Here is a 21604-nt window from a genome sequence, read left to right as displayed (position 1 = left end):
CCAACGGCTTGCACCTGTTTGGCAGCAACGCGACCGTGAATGGGGCAGTTGTTTCCTCAACGGGCGCTGTCGGGATGGCCATAGCACGGGTAGGGGCCGCACCGTCCACCGCCACTGTCAGCAACAGCACTATTACCGGCGCTAGGCTGGGGGCCCAGGTGTCCGCCAGGAGCACATTGAACATCAGCGGGACCACGGTCGCTGGCAGCAATGCCGACGGCATCGGCCTAGCGATCCTTGGCGGCACTGTCACCGCTACTTCCGGTACGCAATTCAACGGTACAGCGGCCGGAGTTCGCATCGGGCGCGAGTCAGCCATCAATTCGCAAGCGCCGACACTCACCTTGGATAACTCCAGTGCCACTGGCGGTACGGGCCCTGCAGTTCTGGTGCGCACTGATACAGTCGCTGAAATCAATGTTAGAAATGGTTCGACCTTGAACGGTGGTAACGGCGTCATTCTTGAGGTCCAGGACCCTGCCACGGCCAACCTGAACGTGGCAGCTTCTTCGTTGCGCGGCAATGTGCAAATTGCTGATACCGCCACCGCTAACCTGAAACTTGATCAGGCGTCTCTGGTGGGGGATGTAGTTGTTACACCTGGTGCCAACGCGTCGTTGGCGCTTGACAACCGCTCGCAACTCACCGGCAACTTGAATGGTGTGCAGCAGGTAAACATCAACAGCAACTCCAACTGGACCCTGAACGCCAACAACACCATCGGCGACCTGGCCATGACCGGGGGCCGCATCACCTTCGGCGACGAAAACTCGTTCTATGAACTGAATGTGCAGAGCCTGTCGGGCAATGGCGAGTTCTACATGGCGTCCAACTTCGCCAGCGGCGCCACCGATTTCCTGAACGTCACCGGCAACGCCAGCGGCACCCATGGGCTGATGGTCGGCACCAGCGGTACCGACCCCGCCAGCGTGGAGCGCCTGCAGCTGGTTCATACGGGCTCGGGCGATGCGCAGTTCAGCCTGCTCAACGATCGCCAGGAAGTAGACTTGGGTGCCTACTCCTACAAGCTCGTGAAGGACGGCCAGGATTGGTACCTGGACAGGGAAACCCGCACCATCAGCCCGATGACCCGCACGGTCATGGCCCTGTTCAACACCCCGATCACCATCGCCTACGGCGAAATGACCTCGCTGCGCAGCCGCATGGGGGAGCTGCGTTACAACCAGGGCAAGAACGCCGGGGTGTGGATGCGTGCCTACGGCAACCAGCACAACATTGCCGACGCCTCGTCGGGCGTAGGGTACCAGCAGAACCAGCGCGGGCTGACCTTCGGGGCCGATGCGCAACTGGGCGAAAGCAACTGGACCCTGGGCCTGCTGGCCGGCCACAGCCGCTCGGACCTGAACCTGAGCTACGGCAGTTCGGGCAGCATCGACAGCTACTATGTGGGCGGCTACGCCACCTGGATGGACCCTGAGAGCGGCTATTACGTCGACAGCGTGCTCAAGTACAACCGCTACCAGAATGACGCCAAGGTCGGCCTGAGCGATGGCACCCGCACCAAGGGCGACTACGACACCCACGGCATGAGCGCCTCGGTCGAAGTCGGCAAGCACATCAAGCTCGACGATGGCTACTTCATCGAACCCTTCGCCCAGGTGGCCGCTGCGGCGGTGGCCGGCAAGGACTTCACCCTGGACAACGGCTTCGACGCCAATGGCGATGTCAGCCGCTCGCTGCTGGGCAAGGTCGGTACCACGCTCGGCAAGACCATCTCGCTGGGCGGCGACAGCATGATCCAGCCCTACGTGAAGGCCGCGTTTGCCCATGAGTTCGCACAGCGCAACCAGGTGCAGGTGAACGACAACGTGTTCAACAACGACCTGTCCGGTTCGCGCGCCGAGCTGGGCGCAGGGGTTGCCTGGACCGTCGCCAAGGACTTCCAGGTGTACGGCGAGGCTGGCTACATGAACGGCAAGAACATCGAGATGCCGTACAGCTTCAGCCTCGGCGCAAGCTATCGCTTCTGATCAGGCGAGCAGTAGAAAAGAAAAGGAAGCCTCGGCTTCCTTTTCTCGTTTCAGGGGTTGGCGGATGTTCGTTCGCCCGCCCAGTGCCGGAACAACGGCTCGGCCAGAAACAGCACGAACAGCAGGCGCATCACCTGCAGCGCGGTCACCAGCGGTACCGACAGTTGCAGGGTTTCGGCGGTCAGGCTCATTTCGGCGATACCGCCGGGCATCATGCCCAGGGTCAGCGAGCGCAGGTCCAGCGCCGTCAACGCGCTCAAGGCCCAGGCCGCGAGGCCCGCCAGCAGCATGGTCAGCGCCGTGGCGACCAGGGTACGGCCCAGAAACGACGGCGCGCGACGAAAGAACGCGCGGTTGAAGTGACAGCCCAGGCCGCTGCCGATCAGCCACTGGCCGAGCTGGCTGGCGCCGTCGGGCAGGCCGGTGTGCAGGTTGGCGCCGATGCTGATGCTCGAGGCCACCAGCAGCGGGCCGAACAGCCACGGGTTGGGCTGGCGCAGGCGCTGCCAGAGCAGTGCGGCCAGCACCCCGAGCGGCGCGATCAACGCCAGCCAGTAACCATCCACCGTACCGGCATGGCTCAACGGTACGCCGTCGCCGAGCAGGAACTTGAACGCTGCGGGCACGCACAGCACGACCGCCAGTACCCGGAGGCTCTGCCCGGCGGCGACGCGGCTGAGCACTGCGCCGTTGCGTGCACCCAGGTTGACCATCTCGCCCGAGCCGCCCGGCATGCTGGAAAAGAACGCCGTGGCCCGGTCTTCACCGGTGCGCAGCAACAGCCATACGCCGATCAGGCTGGATACGCTGGTGATCAGCGCGCCGAAGAAGATCAAGCCGAAATGGCTGGCCACCTGTTCGACCACCTGGGGGGTGAAGTGCAGGCCGATGCCGACGCCGATGACCCACTGGCCGCACTTGCGCCCGTTGGGTATTTCACCGATCTGCCAGGGCGTCAGGCAGCGCACCAGAATCACCGCCAGCAGCGAGCCGACCATCCATGGCAGCGGCCAGCCGACCAGGCTGGCGAGGTACCCGCCGGCCAGGCCGACCAGTGGAGTGGCCCACCAGGTGCGCAAGGTGGATTCAGACATCGGCCAGGGCACGACGCTGGGCGCTGCGGCGGCGCCAGATACGCAGCAACGGCAGGGTCAGCATCAACGCGACCATCGCCCACACCCCCAGGCTGATCGGGCTGGCCCACAGAATCTCCAGTTCACCGTTGGAGATCGACAGCGCCCGGCGCAGGTTCTGCTCCATCAGCCCGCCGAGAATGAAGCCCAGCAGCAGCGGCGACAGCGGGAAGTCCAGCTTGCGCAGGATGTAGCCGAAGATGCCGATGCCGATCATCAGGAACAGGTCGAAGGTGGTGGCATGCACCGCATACACGCCGATCGCGGTGATGATCGCGATCACCGGCACCAGCGCCCAGTTGGGCACCGACAGGATGCGGGTGAACAGGCGCACCATGGGGATGTTGAGGATCACCAGCATGATGTTGGCGATGAACAGCGAGGCGATCAGGCCCCAGACGATATCCGGTTGCTGTTCGAACAGCAGCGGGCCGGGGGTGATGTTGTACAGGCTCAAGGCACCGATCATCACCGCCGTGGTACCCGAGCCCGGTACGCCCAGGGTCAGCATCGGCACCAGGGCGCCGCAGCAGGAGGCGCCGATGGCGGTTTCCGGAGCGGCCAGGCCGCGCTTGTCACCCTTGCCGAAGGTGCCGCTGGCACCGGCCAGGCGTTTTTCGGTCATGTACGCCACGGCACTGGCCAGGGTCGCACCGGCCCCGGGCAGCACGCCCATGAAGAAGCCGAGCAGGCCGCAGCGGATGTTCACCACGAACACCGAGGCGGCTTCCTTGAGGTTGAACAGCATGCGTCCGGTGGCTTCCACGGCCTTGTGCCCGTGGTGGGTCTTTTCCAGCAGCAACAGGATCTCGCTGATGGAGAACAGGCCCAGCACCAGCACCACGAACTGGATGCCGTCGGTGAGGTGGATGCTGTCGCCGGTGAAGCGGTACACACCGCTGTTGGCGTCGATGCCCACGGCCGAAAGGAACAGCCCGATCAGGGCGGCGATGAAGGTCTTGAGCGGCTTGTCGCCGGCCATGCCGCCCAGTGCCACGATGGCGAACACCATCAGCACGAAATACTCCGCCGGACCGAAGGCGATCGCCCACTTGGCCAGCAGCGGGGCGAACAGCACCATGCCGCAGGTGGCGATGAACGCACCGATGAACGAGCTCCAGGCCGACAGCGACAGCGCCACCCCGGCCAGGCCCTGGCGAGCCATGGGGTAGCCGTCCAGGGTGGTCATCACGGTGGAGGCTTCACCGGGGATATTGAGCAGGATCGAGCTGATGCGCCCGCCGTATTCGCAGCCCAGGTACACCGCGGCCAGCAGGATCAGCGCCGATTCCGGCGGCAGGCCCAGGGCGAACGCGATGGGGATCAGCAGCGCCACGCCGTTGATCGGGCCCAGGCCCGGCAGCAGGCCGACCACCGTACCGATCAGGGTGCCGCACAGTGCAGTCACCAGGTTGTAGGGGCTCAGGGCGACGCCGAAGCCCTGGCCGAGGTAGCTGAAAGTATCCATGTCAATTCTCCAGAACGTCGAGCAGGCCCAGGGGCAGGGGCACATCCATGGCACGGTCGAACAGCAGGTACAGGGCGATGCTCATCAATCCGACGATGACCGCACTGGGCAGCCAGCGTCCTCCGTACAGGCGCGCCATGGGGATGCCGATCAGCGTGCTGCTGAGAATGAAGCCCAGGGATTCGAAGGTGGCGGCGAACACCAGCAGCAGGCCGGTGCACAGGCCGATCTTGATCAGGCTGGCGCGGTCCAGCTCTGGTTCGTCGTCCTTGCGCACGATGGGCGTGGGACGGATCGCCAGGTAGAGCAGAGCGATGGCCATCAGGCCGAGCATCAGCAACGGATAGGCGCGCGGGCCGACCGGTTCGTAGGAGAAGGCGGCCTGGTAGGGCCAGGCCATGACGGCCAGTGCGGCGCAGGCGGCCAGCAGGGTCAGGGCGAAAAGTCGTTGCAGGATCATGGGGGAATCCTCGAAGGGCAAACCTGCACCCGTAGGAGCCGGCCTTGCCGGCGAATGACGCGCCACCGACCTGGCGGGACCGCGGTGATTCACCGGCAAGGCCGGCTCCTACAGGTGAAGCGATGGGTTACTGGATCAGTCCGAATTCCTGGGCCAGTGCCTTGTAGTCCGCTACCTGCTGCTTCACATACACGTCCAGCGCTTCACCGGTCATGGCGAACGGGAACAGCTCGCGCTGGTCACGCAGCTTGTCGAATTCATCCGAGGCCAGCAGCGTGTCGAACGATGCCTTCCACCAGGCGTAGTCCTCGTCGCTCACCTTCGGCCCCAGGTAGAACCCGCGTACCACTGGCCAGACGATGTCGTAGCCCTGTTCCTTGGCGGTAGGGATGTCCTTCATCTCGGGCTCGTCCAGGCGTTCGGGGGAGAACACCGCCAGCAGGCGCATGTCGCCGCTCTGGATGTGCGGCATCGAGTCGGAGATGTCCGTGCTGCCCACCTGGATGTGCCCGCCCAGCAATGCGGTGGCAATCTCGCCACCGCCTTCCAGTGCCACATAGCGCAGGTCGCGCGGGTTGATGCCGGCGGCCTTGGCAATCAGTGCGGTCTGCATCCAGTCCTGGCTGCCAACGGTGCCGCCCGAGCCGATCACCACCTTGCCAGGGTCTTTTTTCAGTGCCGCCACCAGGTCATCGAGGGTCTTGTAGGGCGAGTCCTTTTTCACCGCGATGGCGCCGTAGCTGGTGCCTACCGCTGCCAGCCAGCGCACTGCGTTCTCGTCGAAGCGGCCGAACTTGCCCTGGGCCAGGTTCAGCAGCGAACCGCTGGACCACGCCACCAGCGTGCCGGCGTCGGCCGGGCGCTGGGCCACCACCGCGTTGTAGGCCACCGCGCCGACTCCGCCGGGCATGTAGGTGACGCGCATCGGCTTGCTCAGGATCTTCTCGTTGAGCAGCGCGCTCTGCACCAGCTTGCAGGTCAGGTCAAAGCCGCCGCCGGGCGAGGCCGGGGCAATGCACTCGGGGCGTTTGGGTTCGGCGGCCAGCACGTTGCCGGCCAGCAGCAGGCAGCCGGTGGCCAGGGCGATCTTGCGCAGTGAAAAAGTCATCGTCAGTCTCCGTGAACATTGTTGTTATGGGCGGATTACCAAAGCGCCACGCTGTAGCTCACCAGCAGCCGCACTTCGTCGGCGTCGCGGGAGAAGTTGGAACGGAAGGTGGCGTTACGCAGGCGCACGGCGACGTTCTTCAGGGCGCCGCTCTGTACCACGTACTTGAATTCGGTATTGCGCTCCCACTCCTTGCCTTCGCCACCGCCGGCGCGGCTGACGTTGTCGCCACTGAGGTAGCGGCTCATGAAGCTCAGGCCGGGTACGCCGAGCTTGGCGAAGTCGTAGTCGTAGCGCACTTGCCAGGAGCGCTCGTCGGCCTGGGCGAAGTCGTTGATCTGCACGAAGTTGACCAGGTAGGGGTCGGCGCCATCGACGTAGGGGAAGGCGCTGTCGCCCGACAGGTGCTGGTAGCCGGTGCTCAGCTTGTGGCCGCCGAGGGCATAGCTGAACAGGCTGCCGAAGGCGGTGTTGTCGATCCTGCCGCCGCGGGCCTGGCCCTGGTCGCCGCTGAACGCCACACGCACATCGGCGCCGAAGGTGCCCGGGCCGAACGGCTGGGTCGCGAGCAGGCCGACGAAGTGCTGGCGGTACACGTCGTCGAGCTGGGCGAAGTGATAGCTGCCGGTGATGCGGTCGGTGAGCTTGTAGTCCACTCCGGCCATGTCGAAATGCTTGCCTTCGGCCGTGCCCAGGAAGCGACCGTTCTTGTTGTTGAGGGCGATGTCTTCCTTGTTGGTGTCGTTGCGGTCCTTGACCTTTTCAAGGCGGCCACCGGTGAAGGTCAGGTGCCTGATTTCCTGGGAGGTCAGCAGCCCGCCCTCGAACGTCTGCGGCAGGATACGCCCGTCGTTGGGGCGCAGGGTGGGCGTTTGCGGGATCAGCGTACCGACCTTCAGCTCGGTGGCCGACACCTTGACCTTGCCGGTCAGGCCGAGCTTGGAGTACTCGTCGGCGGCGCGCCCGTTGTCATGGGTTGGCAGCAGGCCGGTGCCGGTGCGGCCCTTGCCGGAGTCGAGCTTGACCCCGAGCATGCCCAGGGCGTCGACGCCGAAGCCGACGGTGCCTTCGGTGTAGCCCGATTCCAGGTTGAGCATGAAGCCCTGGGCCCATTCCTCGCGCTTGGATTGTGTGGTGCTGGGCTCGTTGTGGAAATCGCGGTTGAAGTACATGGTGCGTGTTTCGAAGGTGGCGGTGCTGTCTTCGACGAACGCGGCCTGGCTCAGCGGGGCGACGCCGACAAAGGCGAGGGCACTGGCGATGGCAGAGGGACGAGGGTGCAGGCGACGGGCAGGCGCAGGCGCCTGAGGCTGGGTGGACAGCATCGTGGGGTGACTCCGTTATTGTTCTTATTCGGGTCGAACGCTTCGGTTCGATCTACGGCCTGTACAACGGGCCGTCAGGCGATGCTAGGGGCTCAACCTTTCGCTAACCTTTCAGTGGCCTTTCAATGTTTCGATGGCTTCACAGGCGCCCGCCGCGCTGTAAACTCCGCGCCATTGAACGCGACACGACCAGGAGAAATCGATGCGTGTACTGCTCGTCGAAGACCATCTGCAACTGGCTGAGAGCGTGGCCCAGGCCCTCAAGAGCACCGGCCTGACGGTGGATGTGCTGCACGATGGGGTTGCTGCCGACCTGGCCCTTGCCAGCGAGGAATATGCCGTGGCGGTGCTCGATGTGGGCCTGCCGCGCATGGACGGCTTCGAGGTGCTGGCGCGCCTGCGGGCCCGCGGCAAGACCGTGCCGGTGCTGATGCTGACCGCCCGCAGCGACGTCAAGGACCGGGTGCACGGCCTGAACCTGGGGGCTGACGACTACCTGGCCAAGCCGTTCGAACTGACCGAGCTGGAGGCGCGAGTCAAGGCCCTGCTGCGCCGCAGCGTGCTCGGTGGCGAGCGCCAGCAGACCTGCGGCCCGCTGGTCTACGACCTGGATACCCGGCGCTTCACCCTGGGGGGCGAGCTGTTGGCCCTGACCTCCCGCGAACAGGCCGTGCTCGAGGCGCTGATCGCCCGCCCCGGCAGGGTGATGAGCAAGGAGCAACTGGCGGCGCAGGTGTTCGGCCTGGACGAGGAGGCCAGCCCCGACGCCATCGAGATCTACGTGCACCGCCTGCGCAAGAAGCTCGACGGTCATGCCGTGGCGATCGTCACCTTCCGTGGGCTGGGCTATCTGCTCGAGCACCGTGATGCGTGACGCCGGCAGCCTGCGCGGGCGCCTGCTGTGGAACCTCGCCCTGCTGCTGGTGGTGCTGATGGTGGCCAGCGGGCTGAGTGCCTACTGGAACGGTCGCGAGGCCGCCGACACCGCCTATGACCGTACCCTGCTGGCCTCGGCGCGCACCATCGCCGCAGGGCTCTCGCAACGCGACGGCACCCTCAGCGCCGATGTGCCCTACGTGGCATTGGACACCTTTGCCTACGACAGCGCGGGGCGGATCTACTACCAGGTCAACGACATCCATCAACGCCTGATTTCCGGCTACGAAAACCTGCCCGCACCGCCGCCCGATACCCCGCGTACCGATGACTATCCGGCCCTGGCGCGCTTCTACGATGCGCGCTACCTGGGCCAGGACGTGCGGGTAGTCAGCCTGCTCAAGGCGGTGAGCGAGCCGAACATGAACGGCATGGCGGAGATCCGCGTGGCCGAAACCGAAGAGGCGCGCGTGAGCATGGCCCGCAGCCTGATGGCCGATACCCTGCTGCGCCTGGGCATGCTGGCGATGGGGGCGTTGCTGCTGGTGTGGTTTGCGGTCAGCGCCGCATTGCGCCCGCTGGAGCGCCTGCGCAGCGCCGTGGAAGAACGCCAGCCCGACGACCTGCGCGCCCTGCCGGTGGTTCAGGTTCAGCGCGAACTGGGGCCGCTGGTGCGTGCACTGAATCACTTCACCGAGCGCCTGCGGGGCCAGTTCGAGCGCCAGGCGCAGTTCATCGCCGACGCCGCGCACGAGTTGCGCACCCCCCTGGCGGCGCTCAAGGCGCGGGTGGAACTGGGCCTGCGCGCCAAGGACCCGCAGGAATGGCGCACCACGCTCGAACTGGCGGCCCAGGGCACCGACAAGCTGACCCACCTGGCCAACCAGCTGCTGTCGCTGGCACGGGTGGAGAACGGTGCGCGCGCCATTGCCGAGGGTGGTGCACAGTTGCTCGACCTCAGCCAGCTGGCCCGCGAGCTGGGCATGGCCATGGCGCCGCTGGCGCATGCACGGGGTGTGGCATTGGCACTGGAAGCACAGGCGCCGGTGTGGATACGCGGCGAGCCGACGCTGCTCAACGAATTGCTGAGCAACCTGGTGGACAACGCCCTGGCGCACACCCCGGCCAATGGCAACGTGATTCTGCGGGTGACGGCCCCGGCGGTGCTGGAGGTGGAGGACGACGGGCCGGGGATTCCCCCGCAGGAGCGCGAGCGGGTATTCGAACGCTTCTATCGGCGCAGTGCGCAGGGCACCGGCCTGGGGCTGGCCATCGTCGGTGAGATCTGCCGCGCACACCTGGCGCAGATCAGCCTGCACGATGGCGAGCGCGGCGGGCTCAAGGTTCGGGTCAGCTTCAACCCGGGCGACTGATCAGGCGCGAAACATGTGCTTGGCGCCGATCAGCTCGCTGACCTGCAGGTGGCTGTTGGGTGGCAGCTTCAGGTGACGCATCGCCGGCAGGCGCGCCAGGGCATGTTCGTTGCCATCGCTGAGGGTGCGCGCGATCTGCACGATGTCGACATAGTCGAGCTTGTCGGTGCTGCGCTCCAGGTTCTGCGACAGGCTCGGCAGCCCGGCCAGTTGCTCGGGAAATTCCCACACGCTGAGGATCTTGTCGCCCAGTACCGGGTGGATCAGGCCGATCACATGGTTCAGGCAGACCGGGTCGGAGAGCAGTTCGTTGTGTTCTTCGGCATAGGTCAGGATCGGCAATGCGCCGATCTGGTGGACCAGCCCGGCGAGGGCGCCCTGGTCGGGCTTGAGCTGGGTGAAGCGCAGGCACAGCTCATAGCTGATGCCGGCCACTTCCAGGCTCTTGGCCCATATTTCACGCATTTTCTGTTCGACCACTGGTGAGCGCGCATGGAAGATCTGCTCGATCACCAGGCCGATGGCCAGGTTGCAGCTGTAGTTGATACCCATGCGGGTGATGGCGGTCTGCAGGTCGGTGACTTCGGTGGCCGCACGCAGCAGGGGGCTGTTGACCACCTTGATCAGGCGTGCCGACAACGCGGCGTCGCGGCCGATCACCTTGCTCAGGGTGCTGACGCTGATCTCGCTGTCTTCAGCCGCTTCGCGGATGCTCAGGGCCACTTCCGGCAAGGTCGGCAGCACCAGGTCATCGTTGTCGATGGCGCTGAGCAATTGTGCTTCAACGATCTGGGCCAGCGTGTTCATCGTGGATTCTCTAGCGCATTCAGGGGCCCCACCGCCACACGCGGCGGGGCAGGTGGGCTCAGCGCTGGATTTCGCGATCGCGGTCCAGTTCGTAAGGCAGGCTCAGCAGTTCCAGGCGCGGGCCCTCGGGGCTGCCCAGGTGCAGGTTGTCGTCTGCTACCGCATCGGCAGTCAGCACCGCCAGCAGCTCGCTGCCCTGCGCGCTCGTGGCGGCCAGCACCACCTCACCCACCGAGGAGGCATGGGTAGGGGAGAACACCTCGGTGCCAGGGGCCGGAGCAGTACCCTCGGCCAGGGCCAGGCGATACAGGCGACGCTTGAGCTTGCCCAGGTACTGCATGCGCGCGACGATTTCCTGCCCGGTATAGCAACCTTTCTTGAAGCTGACGCCCCCCACGGCCTGCAGGTTGATCATCTGCGGGATGAACAGCTCGCGGGTCTGGGCCATCACCTGGCCGATACCGGCGCGGATCTGCCCCAGCAGCCAGTCGTCCAACGGGCCTTCGTCGAGGTGCTGGGCCAGTTGCTCGCGTACGGCTGCGGCCTGTTCGGCCGGTACCCACAGTTCGGTGCGGCCCGGCGATACGGCAATCGCGAACAGGGGGGCGTGCCGGCTGATGGCGCCATCTTGCGTCGGCGGCTCGATGCCCAGCGCCTGCAACGCCTTGTCGCCATGCTGCAGGCCGAAGCGCGCCCAGGCACTGCTCTCGTCGGTGAGCTTGGCCTTGGAGAACACGGCGTACTTCTTCAGGTCGGCCAGTTGCGGCTCGAGCAGTTCGTGGGTCATTGCCAGCACGAAGCCGTCGGCGTGGGGCACGATGCGAAAGCTCGACTGCATGCGCCCTTTGACCATGCAGCGCGCGCCGAGGCTGGAGGTGTGCTCGTCGAGGTAATTGATGTTGCAGGTCAGTTGACCTTGCAGAAACTTGCCGGCGTCAGAGCCGCGGACGGCGAGGACGCCCTCGTGGGACAGGGGGCAGAAAAAAGCGGAGTCGGCCATGGGTCTTCGCAGGTAATCAGGACTGGGGGTCATCATAGAGTGCTGTCGGCAAAATAGGTAGCCGACCTAGACCAACGCCTTGTGCCGTTCACAGGCTCGGCCTGTATACTGGCGGCCAATTTGAGGAGGGCTCCATGGTCGTCGAACAATCTGAACTCAACCGGCTCTTCTGGCATAGCCGCCGCGGCATGCTGGAGCTGGACGTGCTGCTGGTGCCGTTTACCCAGGAGGTCTACAGCACCTTGAACGACGTCGACCGCGCGCTCTATGTCCGGCTGCTGACCTGTGAAGACCAGGACATGTTCGGCTGGTTCATGGAACGCAGCGAGTCCGACGACCCTGAGCTGCAGCGCATGGTGCGCATGATCCTGGACCGTGTCCAGCCCAAGTGACCGCTTCGAGTGTCGCTGGCAGGGCTCGCGGGCCCTGCTGGCGGCCTACCTCGCATGCCAGTTGCTGGCGCTGGTCGCGCTGTGCCTGCTGGCCATTTCGCTATACATGACCCTGCTTGGCCTGGGGCTTTGCCTGGCACACGCAGCCTGGGTCGTGCCCCGGCATATCCTGCTCACCCACCCGCGTGCCGTCACCGGCCTGCGCCGTGATCCTTCTGGCTGGCACCTGTTCAGCGCGGCCACGGGCTGGCAGCAGGTGCAACTGCGCCGCGACAGCCTCGCCTTGCCCGCCCTGGTAGTGCTGCGTTATCGCCGGCCGGGGCGGCTGTTCAGCCAGAGCCAGTGCATCGCCCCCGATGCGCTGGAACCGGTGCTGCACCGGCGCCTGCGCTTGCGGTTGAAGTTCAGTCGGCGTAGGTGGGCGGCCGTAGAATAGTGTCCAGCGCTTCGGGCAGCATGTCCGGGTAGTCCAGGGTGTAGTGCAGGCCCCGGCTTTCCTTGCGCTGCATGGCCGAGCGGATCATCAGCTCCGCTACCTGGGCAAGGTTCCTCAGCTCGATCAGGTCGCGGCTGACCTTGTAGTTGCTGTAGAACTCGTCGATTTCGTCCAGCAGCAGACGTACCCGGTGCTGGGCGCGCTGCAGGCGCTTGCTGGTGCGCACGATGCCGACGTAGTCCCACATGAACCGGCGCAGCTCGTCCCAGTTGTGCGCAATGATCACATCTTCGTCCGAATCGGTGACCTGGCTGGCATCCCAGCAGGGCAGGGCCTGGGGCATGGCCACGCTGTCGAGCCTGGCGAGGATGTCGGCTGCCGCCGAGCGGCCGTAGACGAAACATTCGAGCAGCGAGTTGCTGGCCATGCGGTTGGCACCGTGCAGGCCGGTGAAGCTGGTTTCGCCAATGGCATAGAGCCCCGGTACGTCGGTCTGGCCGTGGTCGTCGACCATCACGCCGCCACAGGTGTAGTGCGCCGCCGGTACCACCGGGATCGGCTGGGTGGTGATGTCGATACCGAAGGTGAGGCAGCGTTCGTACACGGTCGGGAAGTGGCTTTTGACGAACTCCGCAGGCTTGTGGCTGATGTCCAGGTACACGCAGTCGACGCCCAGGCGCTTCATCTCATGGTCGATGGCGCGGGCCACGATGTCGCGCGGGGCGAGTTCGGCGCGCGGGTCGAAGCGCGGCATGAAGCGCTCGCCGTTGGGCAGCTTGAGCAGGGCGCCTTCGCCGCGCAGTGCTTCTGTGATCAGGAAGCTCTTGGCCTGCGGGTGGTAAAGGCAGGTGGGGTGGAACTGGTTGAACTCCAGGTTCGCCACCCGGCAGCCGGCGCGCCAGGCCATGGCGATCCCGTCGCCGCAGGCGCCGTCCGGGTTGCTGGTATAGAGGTAGACCTTGGCCGCCCCGCCGGTGGCCAGCGCGGTGAAGCGGGCGCCAAAGGTGTCGACCTCGCCGCTGGCACGGTTGAGCACATAGGCCCCCAGGCAGCGCTCGCCGGCCTGGCCCAGGCGCCGCTCGGTGATCAGGTCGACCGCCACGCGCTGTTCCAGAAGCTCGATGTTCGGGCGCTGGCGGGCCTGCTCCAGCAACGTGGTGAAAATCGCCGCGCCAGTGGCGTCGGCCGCGTGGATGATGCGCCGGTGGCTGTGGCCGCCCTCGCGGGTCAGGTGGAACTCGAAGCCGCGTTCATCGACGCCGGCCTGTTCGTCACGGGTAAACGGCACGCCCTGGTCGATCAGCCACTGGATCGCCTCGCGGCTGTGCTCGACCGTATAGCGCACCGCGTCTTCATGACACAGCCCGCCGCCGGCATTGAGCGTATCCTCCACGTGGGACTGTACCGTGTCGGTGTCGTCGAGCACGGCGGCAACACCGCCCTGTGCCCAGAAGGTCGAGCCGTTGGCCAGCTCGCCTTTGCTCAGTACGGCGATGCGCAGGTGCGCCGGCAGGTTCAGGGCCAGGCTCAGGCCGGCGGCACCGCTGCCGATCACCAGAACGTCATGTTGGAATTGTTGGCTCATGTCAGGGATATCCGAGCGAGGCGACCACTAGTATAAGGACGGGGGTATCGGCACAATAGTCAGGTGTTTATGGCATTGTGAAACTATCGTGAAACGGGCTGGGTTGCCTTTATAACAGCCTCGAGGGCCTGATTTCCATGACGTGCGGTGCGACCTGATGCTTGCATGTGGGAACTTTCCTGGAACCCTGCCTATCCATAGAAGGTTGCCTGCATGCCAGGACGCGGCGGCGACGGGAGGCCTGGGGCTGATATCGGCTCTGCCTGCGTACACGAGACCAGAATATTGACGCAGCCGGCCGTGACCGTGCTGCGTTTTTCGTGCGAGCCGTTCAAGGGCCGCAGGAAACTTGCTTGGAGGGGAGAACTTTTGCGAAAAGCCCGAGTCTATGGTTGCAAGCCTGAACGATGGCCGCTGCAGCACTCCTCCAGGTCCACCGAGGAGTGTTCATGCTAACCCAGGAAGAGGATCAGCAGCTTGTCGAGCGCGTGCAGCGTGGCGACAGGCGAGCGTTTGATCTGTTGGTGCTGAAGTATCAGCACAAGATTCTCGGGTTGATCGTGCGTTTTGTGCACGACACCCATGAAGCCCAGGATGTGGCACAGGAAGCGTTCATCAAGGCTTACCGTGCGCTTGGCAATTTCCGTGGCGACAGTGCGTTTTATACCTGGCTGTACCGCATTGCGATCAACACGGCGAAAAACTATCTGGTATCCCGCGGTCGACGGCCGCCAGACAGTGATGTCAGTTCCGAGGATGCGGAATTTTACGATGGCGATCATGGCCTCAAGGATCTCGAGTCACCAGAGCGCGCGCTGTTACGAGATGAAATCGAGGGCACCGTCCACCGAACCATCCAGCAGCTGCCAGAAGATTTGCGTACGGCGTTAACTTTACGTGAATTCGATGGTCTGAGTTACGAGGACATTGCGAGCGTCATGCAGTGTCCGGTGGGTACCGTGCGCTCTCGAATTTTCCGCGCTCGGGAGGCCATAGATAAAGCCCTGCAGCCGTTGTTGCAGGAAACCTGAGACAGCGGCGACAGCCAAGAGAGGAACCGCCATGAGTCGTGAAGCTTTGCAGGAATCGCTGTCCGCGGTGATGGATAACGAAGCGGACGAACTGGAGTTGCGTCGGGTATTGAATGCCGTCGACGACAATGAAACCCGTGCCACCTGGTCGCGTTACCAGGTTGCCCGAGCAGCGATGCACAAGGAACTGCTGCTGCCAAAACTGGATATCGCCGCCGCGGTCAGTGCCGCACTGGCTGACGAAGCCACGCCGGTCAAGGTTGCCCGTGGTCCATGGCGCAGCCTGGGTCGTCTGGCTGTTGCAGCTTCGGTGACCGTTGCAGTACTGGCAGGTGTGCGCCTGTACAACCAGGACGACATCAGCGGTGCCCAACTGGCTGCCCAGCAGCCTGTGCAGCAAGGCGTGACCGTACCTCAGGTGCAAGGCCCGGCAGTACTGGCAGGCTACACCGAGAGTGCCGAACAGCCGACCGGCCCGATGGCCAATGGCGTGCTGCAAGGTCAAAGCGGCTGGCAGGACGAACGTCTGCCGGGCTACCTGCGCCAGCATGCTCAGGAAGCCGCCGTGGAAGGGACTGAAAGTGCTCTGCCTTATGCCCGTGCGGCCAGCCTGGAAAATCGCTGAGTAAGGAGGATCATGCGCGCGCCAACTCTACTACCGCTCTTGCTCGGAGGATGTCTGTCGGTGCCGGCCCTGGCCGCCAACTCCTCCACTGATGCCGCAGACTGGCTCAACCGTCTGGCCAAGGCCGAGCAGCAGCAGAGTTATCAGGGTACTTTCGTCTACGAGCGTAACGGCAGCTTTTCCACCCATGACATCTGGCATCGGGTGCAGGAGGGCAAGGTTCGTGAACGCTTGTTGCAACTCGATGGCCCAGCCCTTGAGGTTGTGCGGGTAGATGGACGTACCCAGTGCGTGAGCGGCGCCCTGGCCCGCGGAGTGGGCAATGCGGCGCAGTCTTCGCCCCGTGTACTGGACCCCTTGAAGCTGATGAACTGGTACGACCTGAGTGTGGCAGGGCGCTCCCGGGTGGCCGGTCGCGAGGTCGAGATCATCACCCTCAGGCCGCGCGATCAGCATCGTTATGCCTTCGAGCTGCACCTGGATCGACAGTCGGGTTTGCCTCTCAAGTCGTTGCTGCTCAACGACAAGGAGCAACTGCTGGAGCGCTTCCAGTTCACCCGGTTGGAGACCGACAAGGTGCCGGACGATGCCCAACTGCAGCCCAGCAGCAACTGCAAGCCGGTGGCCCAGGCCACTCAGCAGGTTGCCGAGGCCGCATCGGGATGGCGTTCCGACTGGTTGCCACCGGGCTTCGAGCTGGTCAACAGCGCGGTACGCAAGGATCCGGAGCACAAGAGCATCGTCAGCAGCCTGATGTACGATGATGGCCTGGCACGCTTCTCGGTGTTCCTGGAGCCGGTTGCAGGCAATTCGGGCATCGACGCCCGTACCCAGCTTGGCCCGACGGTCGCGGTTTCGCGCCGGCTGACCACGCCCAAGGGGGATGTGGTGGTCACCGTGGTAGGGGAGATCCCCATCGGTACGGCCGAGCGGGTCGCCTTGTCGATGCGCGCCCAAGACGCCCACGCCAGCCAATGACGAGCCACAGGTAATGCGTTGATGATCGATGGGCCGCCAAGGCGTTGACATGATTCGTAAGCCTTCGAATTTGCAAAATTCTCCAGATTTATCTATAGGTCAGTTCTTTCGGGGGCTGGCCTTTACTGCTGTTGCAGCATCAACAATGCCGATCCACCGAGCCTGGTCGCAGCCTTTCGAGGATGTTGCCGGGCTTTGTGCGTTGGCTGGTCCCTACTGCTTAACCACGCTCGTTGTGACGGGAGCCGTATGTCAATACCTCGCTTGAAATCCTATCTGTCGCTGTTCGCCGCCGTGCTCATGCTCGGGCAGGTGCTCAACGCCCAGGCCGAAGCCCTGCCTGATTTCACCACCCTGGTCGAGCAGGCCTCGCCGGCGGTGGTCAACATCAGTACCAAGCAGAAGCTGCCTGATCGCAAGTATGCCGCGGGTCAGATGCCAGACCTCGAAGGCCTGCCGCCGATGTTCCGCGAGTTCTTCGAGCGCAACATGCCACAAGCCCCGCGCTCACCCCGTGGCGATCGTCAGCGCGAGGCCCAGTCGCTGGGTTCGGGCTTCATCATTTCGGCCGACGGCTACATCCTCACCAACAACCACGTGGTGGCCGATGCCGATGAAATCATCGTGCGCCTGTCCGACCGCAGCGAACTGCAGGCCAAGCTGGTCGGCACCGACCCGCGTACCGACGTGGCATTGCTGAAGGTCGATGGCAAGAACCTGCCCACGGTCAAGCTGGGTGACTCCGAGAAACTCAAGGTGGGCGAGTGGGTACTGGCCATCGGTTCGCCGTTCGGCTTCGATCACTCGGTGACCAAGGGTATCGTCAGCGCCAAGGGCCGCACCCTGCCCAACGACACCTACGTGCCGTTCATCCAGACCGACGTTGCGATCAACCCGGGTAACTCCGGTGGCCCGCTGTTCAACATGAATGGCGAAGTGGTCGGCATTAACTCGCAGATCTTCACCCGCTCGGGCGGCTTCATGGGCCTGTCGTTCGCTATCCCGATCGATGTTGCACTGGATGTTTCCAACCAGCTGAAAAAGGACGGCAAGGTCAGCCGTGGCTGGCTGGGCGTGGTGATCCAGGAGGTCAACAAGGACCTGGCCGAATCCTTCGGCCTGGACAAACCGGCCGGCGCGCTGGTGGCCCAGGTGCTGGAAGATGGTCCGGCAGCCAAGGGCGGCCTGCAGGTGGGCGACGTGATCCTGAGCATGAACGGTCAGCCTATCGTCATGTCGGCTGACCTGCCGCACCTGGTCGGTGGCCTGAAAGATGGCGCCAAGGCCAAGCTGGAGATCATCCGCAACGGCAAGCGCCAGAACCTGGACGTGACCATCGGTGCACTGCCCGATGAAGATCAGGACGTGACCACCGGTGCCAATGGCGGCGTCGAGCGCAGCAGCAACCGCCTGGGCGTATCGGTAGCCGACCTGACCGCAGAGCAGAAAAAGACTCTGGAGCTCAAGGGCGGCGTGGTCATCAAGGAAGTGCAGGATGGCCCGGCCGCGATGATCGGCCTGCGTCCCGGTGACGTCATCAGCCACCTGAACAACCAGGCCATCCTGTCGGCGAAGAACTTCACCGAAATCGCCAAGGAACTGCCGAAGAACCGTTCGGTATCGATGCGCGTGCTGCGTCAGGGCCGTGCCAGTTTCATCACCTTCAAGCTGGCCGAGTAAGGCCTGACCGAGAAGGTCGCGGTAAGAAAAAGCCCGACGCCGATGCGTCGGGCTTTTTCATGGGCGCGAAGTCAGTTGCGAAAGCGTGCCAGAAGACCGGAGAAACTCCATGCATGCCGGCTGTTCAAGCCAAGCAGTGTGGCGGCGGGCGTCATTGCGACGGCGATCATCTTTCTGTCCTTGGGGTAGTCCTGGAAGGCGACACCTTGGTTGCCAAAGGCAGTATCCAGTCGGCCATGGGCTGTATAGCGGGCACGGTAGACGCGCTGGCCGCCCAGGCCAAATACCACCAGCTTGCCGTCCTGGTGCAGCGCTGCGGCTTCCCATTCGTCTTCGGTGTGCGTGTCGAAGGTCAGCACCGTCGGGTTGCCGTGGTTATAGGCCGCGTCCCTCACATCTTCGGCATCGAATTGCCAGGTCATGGCGTTGGTGTCTTCGGGGCGCTCGCCGGGCAGGTTCCCCGCGACGATCAGGTGGCCATCGGAGCGTTGAATCAGCGTGTTGAAGCGGATGTTGGCGTTTCGACGCGGAGCAAGCCAGCGGAGCCAGCGCGGCAACCAGCGCAGCCAGCGCGACAGCGGGGATTCATACAGCTTGAAACCGTATCGGTCGCCAAAGGACGGGTCGGGTGTGCCGTCGTTTCTGAAGCGTGCGATGAAGCCTCGGGTCTCAGGCCCGTTGCGCAAGGTTCCGGCAACGAGAAATGTACTTTCCTGCGCAATGACATTGGCGATCTGCACCGTCCCGGAAGGGTGCGTGATCTCGATGAACTGACCGCTCGGGAAACCGGCATTGCCGGCAAGATCCAGTCGATAAACGCAAGCATGGGTAGCCAGCCAATCCGACTCCAGCGTAGCACTGGCGAGCAGGTGTCCGGCCCGCAGCTGGAGTGACGTGGAATGCAGCTTCAGATGAAGGCTGTTGTCCTGATCCAGGGCAAGGTAACCGTGGGGGGAGGCATAGCTGGTGTCCAGCGCGCCCTGCGCGTCGAAACGTGCCACCACCAGTCTGTGGGGCTTGCCGGCGCTGTTCACCCATCCCAGCATCCATATCTTCGCGTTGGCATCGACGACGATGGCTTCCGCGCCCGATTCGGCCACCGGGTCGAATGTTCCGAACACTATCCCTTTGTTGCCGAACGTCGGGTCCAGGTCACCTTTTTCATCGAAGCGAAGCAAGGTATACCGGGACTGCTCGTGGTCCCCGGTCAGGCCACACACGGTGATTGTGTCATCGTGTATTGCCACATCAGTGATGAAACGATCGGTGTCCGCAATTTGCGGTAGGGAGCGCTCGCCGTTGTCACCAAAGCTCGTATCGGGGCTTCCGGGGACTGCTGGTTGAACATGTGCCATGGCCATTTCTCCGTCTGGTGCCCTATATTCGGGTCTGCGCGCGCGGCCATCTACTGACAGAAATATCAGGCACCATGAAACTGGAGGGGCGGGCGTGGCGGCTGGCCCCTGCATAAGGTACAATTCCCGGCTATTTTTCGGCGGGCGTTCGCCCCGCAGCCTTTTTGAGTGTTGACCCGTGAGTGATTTGAGTCATATCCGCAATTTCTCCATCATCGCCCACATTGACCATGGCAAGTCGACCCTGGCCGACCGTTTCATCCAGATGTGCGGTGGCCTCACCGCGCGCGAGATGGAAGCGCAGGTACTTGACTCCATGGACCTCGAGCGCGAGCGCGGGATCACCATCAAAGCCCATAGCGTTACCCTGTATTACAAGGCGAACGACGGCATCACCTACCAGCTGAACTTCATCGACACCCCCGGCCACGTCGACTTCACCTATGAAGTCAGCCGTTCGCTGGCCGCCTGCGAAGGCGCGCTGCTGGTGGTCGATGCCGGCCAGGGCGTGGAGGCCCAGTCGGTCGCCAACTGCTACACCGCCATCGAGCAGGGCCTGGAGGTCATGCCGGTACTGAACAAGATGGACCTGCCCCAGGCCGATCCGGACCGTGTCAAGGACGAGATCGAGAAGATCATCGGCATCGACGCCACCGACGCCGTGGCCTGCAGTGCCAAGAGCGGCATGCGCGTGGACGAGGTGCTCGAGCGCCTGGTGCAGACCATTCCGGCCCCTACCGGCGACATCGATGCACCGCTGCAGGCGCTGATCATCGACTCCTGGTTCGACAACTACCTGGGCGTCGTGTCCCTGGTGCGCGTGCGCCATGGCCGGGTCAAGAAGGGCGACAAGATTCTGGTCAAGTCCACCGGCAAGGTGCACCTGGTCGACAGCGTGGGCGTGTTCAACCCCAAACACACCGCCACCGCCGACCTCAAGGCTGGCGAAGTGGGCTTCATCATCGCCAGCATCAAGGACATTCACGGTGCACCGGTCGGTGACACCCTGACCCTCAGCTCCACGCCCGACGTGGAAGTGCTGCCAGGCTTCAAACGTATCCAGCCCCAGGTATATGCCGGCCTGTTCCCGGTCAGTTCCGAAGATTTCGAAGATTTTCGTGACGCGCTGCAAAAGCTGACCCTGAACGACTCGTCGCTGCAGTACCTGCCCGAAAGCTCCGACGCACTGGGCTTCGGCTTCCGTTGCGGCTTCCTCGGCATGCTGCACATGGAGATCATCCAGGAGCGCCTGGAGCGCGAGTACGACCTGGACCTGATCACCACCGCGCCGAGCGTGATCTTCGAGGTCAAGCTCAAGACCGGTGAAACCATCTACGTCGACAACCCGTCCAAGCTGCCGGACGTGTCGTCGGTGGAAGACTTCCGCGAGCCGATCGTGGCCGCCACCATCCTCGTGCCGCAGGAGCACCTGGGCAACGTCATCACCCTGTGCATCGAGAAGCGTGGCGTACAGCGCGACATGCAGTTCCTCGGTTCCCAGGTGCAGGTGCGCTACGACCTGCCGATGAACGAAGTGGTACTGGACTTCTTCGACCGCCTCAAATCCACCAGCCGCGGCTATGCTTCGCTGGACTACCATTTCGACCGGTATCAGTCGGCCAACCTGGTCAAGCTCGATGTACTGATCAACGGCGACAAGGTCGATGCCCTGGCATTGATCGTGCACCGTGACAATGCGCACTACAAAGGCCGCGCGTTGACCGAGAAGATGAAGGAACTGATCCCGCGGCAGATGTTCGATGTGGCAATCCAGGCCGCCATTGGCGGGCAGATTGTGGCGCGTACCACTGTCAAGGCGCTCAGAAAGAACGTACTGGCCAAATGCTACGGTGGCGACGTTAGCCGTAAGCGCAAGCTGTTGGAAAAGCAGAAAGCCGGTAAGAAACGCATGAAACAGGTGGGCAACGTGGAAATTCCACAGGAAGCCTTCCTCGCCGTGCTCAGGTTGGATAGCTAGGTC

At 63.9% G+C, this 21604-nt stretch carries 19 protein-coding genes; 10 read left to right on the top strand and 9 right to left on the bottom strand.

Going from position 1 to position 21604, the window contains the following annotated elements; all coding sequences use genetic code 11:
- Window positions 1-617 precede the first annotated feature (617 nt).
- Entirely contained in the window at window positions 618-1991 is a 1374-nt protein-coding gene (locus tag MF6396_RS28680; RefSeq protein ID WP_161493036.1) for an autotransporter outer membrane beta-barrel domain-containing protein, read from the top strand.
- A gap of 50 nt (window positions 1992-2041) precedes the next feature.
- On the opposite strand, the gene MF6396_RS13760 is transcribed toward MF6396_RS28680, so the two are convergent.
- The 5 genes from MF6396_RS13760 to MF6396_RS13740 form a co-directional block, all read right to left on the bottom strand.
- Window positions 2042-3085, bottom strand: a complete 1044-nt coding sequence (locus MF6396_RS13760) for an AbrB family transcriptional regulator (protein WP_078480612.1) — start codon at window positions 3083-3085, stop codon at window positions 2042-2044.
- On the bottom strand, window positions 3078-4592 hold the full coding sequence (locus tag MF6396_RS13755; RefSeq protein ID WP_043860092.1) for a tripartite tricarboxylate transporter permease: 1515 nt from the start codon (window positions 4590-4592) through the stop codon (window positions 3078-3080). The genes MF6396_RS13760 and MF6396_RS13755 overlap by 8 nt, the downstream gene beginning before the upstream one ends.
- Before the next feature lies 1 nt (window position 4593).
- Complete coding sequence (locus tag MF6396_RS13750; protein ID WP_043860093.1) at window positions 4594-5052, bottom strand: tripartite tricarboxylate transporter TctB family protein; 459 nt, start codon at window positions 5050-5052, stop codon at window positions 4594-4596.
- A gap of 127 nt (window positions 5053-5179) precedes the next feature.
- Window positions 5180-6160: a Bug family tripartite tricarboxylate transporter substrate binding protein gene (locus MF6396_RS13745; protein ID WP_043860094.1), complete on the bottom strand. Its 981-nt coding sequence runs from the start codon at window positions 6158-6160 to the stop codon at window positions 5180-5182.
- A 35-nt stretch (window positions 6161-6195) separates the two neighbouring features.
- Complete coding sequence (locus MF6396_RS13740; protein WP_078480610.1) at window positions 6196-7485, bottom strand: OprD family porin; 1290 nt, start codon at window positions 7483-7485, stop codon at window positions 6196-6198.
- Between the two features lie 202 nt (window positions 7486-7687).
- On the opposite strand from MF6396_RS13740, the gene MF6396_RS13735 reads away from it, so the two are divergent.
- Both MF6396_RS13735 and MF6396_RS13730 read left to right on the top strand, forming a co-directional pair.
- Complete coding sequence (locus MF6396_RS13735) at window positions 7688-8359, top strand: response regulator (protein WP_043860096.1); 672 nt, start codon at window positions 7688-7690, stop codon at window positions 8357-8359.
- Complete coding sequence (locus MF6396_RS13730; protein WP_043860097.1) at window positions 8352-9734, top strand: sensor histidine kinase; 1383 nt, start codon at window positions 8352-8354, stop codon at window positions 9732-9734. The genes MF6396_RS13735 and MF6396_RS13730 overlap by 8 nt, the downstream gene beginning before the upstream one ends.
- On the opposite strand, the gene MF6396_RS13725 is transcribed toward MF6396_RS13730, so the two are convergent.
- Together MF6396_RS13725 and ygfZ are read right to left on the bottom strand one after the other, a co-directional pair.
- The gene (locus tag MF6396_RS13725; RefSeq protein WP_078480609.1) at window positions 9735-10541 is read right to left on the bottom strand and encodes an HDOD domain-containing protein; all 807 of its coding nucleotides are present in this window, start codon (window positions 10539-10541) and stop codon (window positions 9735-9737) included.
- Between the two features lie 58 nt (window positions 10542-10599).
- A complete protein-coding gene (gene ygfZ, locus MF6396_RS13720) occupies window positions 10600-11541 on the bottom strand; it encodes a CAF17-like 4Fe-4S cluster assembly/insertion protein YgfZ (protein ID WP_078480608.1) in 942 nt (313 codons plus the stop codon).
- Between the two features lie 134 nt (window positions 11542-11675).
- Between ygfZ and MF6396_RS13715 the strand changes: the two genes are divergently transcribed.
- Both MF6396_RS13715 and MF6396_RS13710 read left to right on the top strand, forming a co-directional pair.
- Window positions 11676-11933: an FAD assembly factor SdhE gene (locus tag MF6396_RS13715; protein WP_043862035.1), complete on the top strand. Its 258-nt coding sequence runs from the start codon at window positions 11676-11678 to the stop codon at window positions 11931-11933.
- The gene (locus tag MF6396_RS13710; RefSeq protein ID WP_078480606.1) at window positions 11917-12369 is read left to right on the top strand and encodes a protein YgfX; all 453 of its coding nucleotides are present in this window, start codon (window positions 11917-11919) and stop codon (window positions 12367-12369) included. Before MF6396_RS13715 ends, MF6396_RS13710 begins: the two co-directional genes overlap by 17 nt.
- On the opposite strand, the gene nadB is transcribed toward MF6396_RS13710, so the two are convergent.
- A complete protein-coding gene (nadB, locus tag MF6396_RS13705; RefSeq protein WP_054914774.1) occupies window positions 12338-13954 on the bottom strand; it encodes an L-aspartate oxidase in 1617 nt (538 codons plus the stop codon). The two genes, MF6396_RS13710 and nadB, sit on opposite strands and share 32 nt — an antisense overlap.
- 449 nt (window positions 13955-14403) lie before the next feature.
- Here nadB and rpoE point away from each other — a divergent pair, with 449 nt between their 5' ends.
- The 4 genes from rpoE to MF6396_RS13685 all read left to right on the top strand — a co-directional run bounded on the left by rpoE (window position 14404) and on the right by MF6396_RS13685 (window position 18268).
- A complete protein-coding gene (rpoE, locus tag MF6396_RS13700; protein ID WP_010220971.1) occupies window positions 14404-14985 on the top strand; it encodes an RNA polymerase sigma factor RpoE in 582 nt (193 codons plus the stop codon).
- A gap of 31 nt (window positions 14986-15016) precedes the next feature.
- Entirely contained in the window at window positions 15017-15610 is a 594-nt protein-coding gene (locus MF6396_RS13695; RefSeq protein ID WP_043862032.1) for a sigma-E factor negative regulatory protein, read from the top strand.
- Window positions 15611-15622: 12 nt separating this feature from the next.
- Window positions 15623-16588 (top strand): MucB/RseB C-terminal domain-containing protein, encoded by a 966-nt coding sequence (locus MF6396_RS13690; RefSeq protein WP_078480605.1) that lies wholly within the window; start codon window positions 15623-15625, stop codon window positions 16586-16588.
- Window positions 16589-16888: 300 nt separating this feature from the next.
- Window positions 16889-18268 carry a DegQ family serine endoprotease gene (locus tag MF6396_RS13685; protein ID WP_370409179.1) on the top strand — a complete coding sequence of 460 codons (1380 nt, stop codon included), beginning with the start codon at window positions 16889-16891 and terminating at the stop codon, window positions 18266-18268.
- Between the two features lie 71 nt (window positions 18269-18339).
- Here the strand turns inward: MF6396_RS13685 and MF6396_RS13680 are convergent, their stop codons facing one another.
- Window positions 18340-19623, bottom strand: a complete 1284-nt coding sequence (locus MF6396_RS13680) for a delta-60 repeat domain-containing protein (RefSeq protein ID WP_161493035.1) — start codon at window positions 19621-19623, stop codon at window positions 18340-18342.
- A gap of 178 nt (window positions 19624-19801) precedes the next feature.
- On the opposite strand from MF6396_RS13680, the gene lepA reads away from it, so the two are divergent.
- Entirely contained in the window at window positions 19802-21601 is a 1800-nt protein-coding gene (gene lepA / locus MF6396_RS13675) for a translation elongation factor 4 (RefSeq protein ID WP_078480602.1), read from the top strand.
- Window positions 21602-21604: the final 3 nt, after the last annotated feature.

It is taken from the genome of Pseudomonas sp. MF6396 (assembly GCF_002018915.1).
Classification (GTDB): Bacteria; Pseudomonadota; Gammaproteobacteria; order Pseudomonadales; family Pseudomonadaceae; genus Aquipseudomonas; species Aquipseudomonas palmensis.
The sequence above is the reverse complement of the archived record's forward strand: the minus strand, read 5'-3'. Positions and strand labels throughout refer to the sequence as shown.

Bases quoted from the DNA above. Each gene is read 5' to 3' on its own strand.
- MF6396_RS13760 (WP_078480612.1), bottom strand. From the start codon at position 3,085: ATGTCTGAATCCACCTTGCGCACCTGGTGGGCCACTCCACTGGTCGGC.
- MF6396_RS13755 (WP_043860092.1), bottom strand. From the start codon at position 4,592: ATGGATACTTTCAGCTACCTCGGCCAGGGCTTCGGCGTCGCCCTGAGC.
- MF6396_RS13750 (WP_043860093.1), bottom strand. From the start codon at position 5,052: ATGATCCTGCAACGACTTTTCGCCCTGACCCTGCTGGCCGCCTGCGCC.
- MF6396_RS13745 (WP_043860094.1), bottom strand. From the start codon at position 6,160: ATGACTTTTTCACTGCGCAAGATCGCCCTGGCCACCGGCTGCCTGCTG.
- MF6396_RS13740 (WP_078480610.1), bottom strand. From the start codon at position 7,485: ATGCTGTCCACCCAGCCTCAGGCGCCTGCGCCTGCCCGTCGCCTGCAC.
- MF6396_RS13735 (WP_043860096.1), top strand. From the start codon at position 7,688: ATGCGTGTACTGCTCGTCGAAGACCATCTGCAACTGGCTGAGAGCGTG.
- MF6396_RS13730 (WP_043860097.1), top strand. From the start codon at position 8,352: ATGCGTGACGCCGGCAGCCTGCGCGGGCGCCTGCTGTGGAACCTCGCC.
- MF6396_RS13725 (WP_078480609.1), bottom strand. From the start codon at position 10,541: ATGAACACGCTGGCCCAGATCGTTGAAGCACAATTGCTCAGCGCCATC.
- ygfZ (WP_078480608.1), bottom strand. From the start codon at position 11,541: ATGGCCGACTCCGCTTTTTTCTGCCCCCTGTCCCACGAGGGCGTCCTC.
- MF6396_RS13715 (WP_043862035.1), top strand. From the start codon at position 11,676: ATGGTCGTCGAACAATCTGAACTCAACCGGCTCTTCTGGCATAGCCGC.
- nadB (WP_054914774.1), bottom strand. From the start codon at position 13,954: ATGAGCCAACAATTCCAACATGACGTTCTGGTGATCGGCAGCGGTGCC.
- rpoE (WP_010220971.1), top strand. From the start codon at position 14,404: ATGCTAACCCAGGAAGAGGATCAGCAGCTTGTCGAGCGCGTGCAGCGT.
- MF6396_RS13695 (WP_043862032.1), top strand. From the start codon at position 15,017: ATGAGTCGTGAAGCTTTGCAGGAATCGCTGTCCGCGGTGATGGATAAC.
- MF6396_RS13690 (WP_078480605.1), top strand. From the start codon at position 15,623: ATGCGCGCGCCAACTCTACTACCGCTCTTGCTCGGAGGATGTCTGTCG.
- MF6396_RS13685 (WP_370409179.1), top strand. From the start codon at position 16,889: ATGCTCGGGCAGGTGCTCAACGCCCAGGCCGAAGCCCTGCCTGATTTC.
- MF6396_RS13680 (WP_161493035.1), bottom strand. From the start codon at position 19,623: ATGGCACATGTTCAACCAGCAGTCCCCGGAAGCCCCGATACGAGCTTT.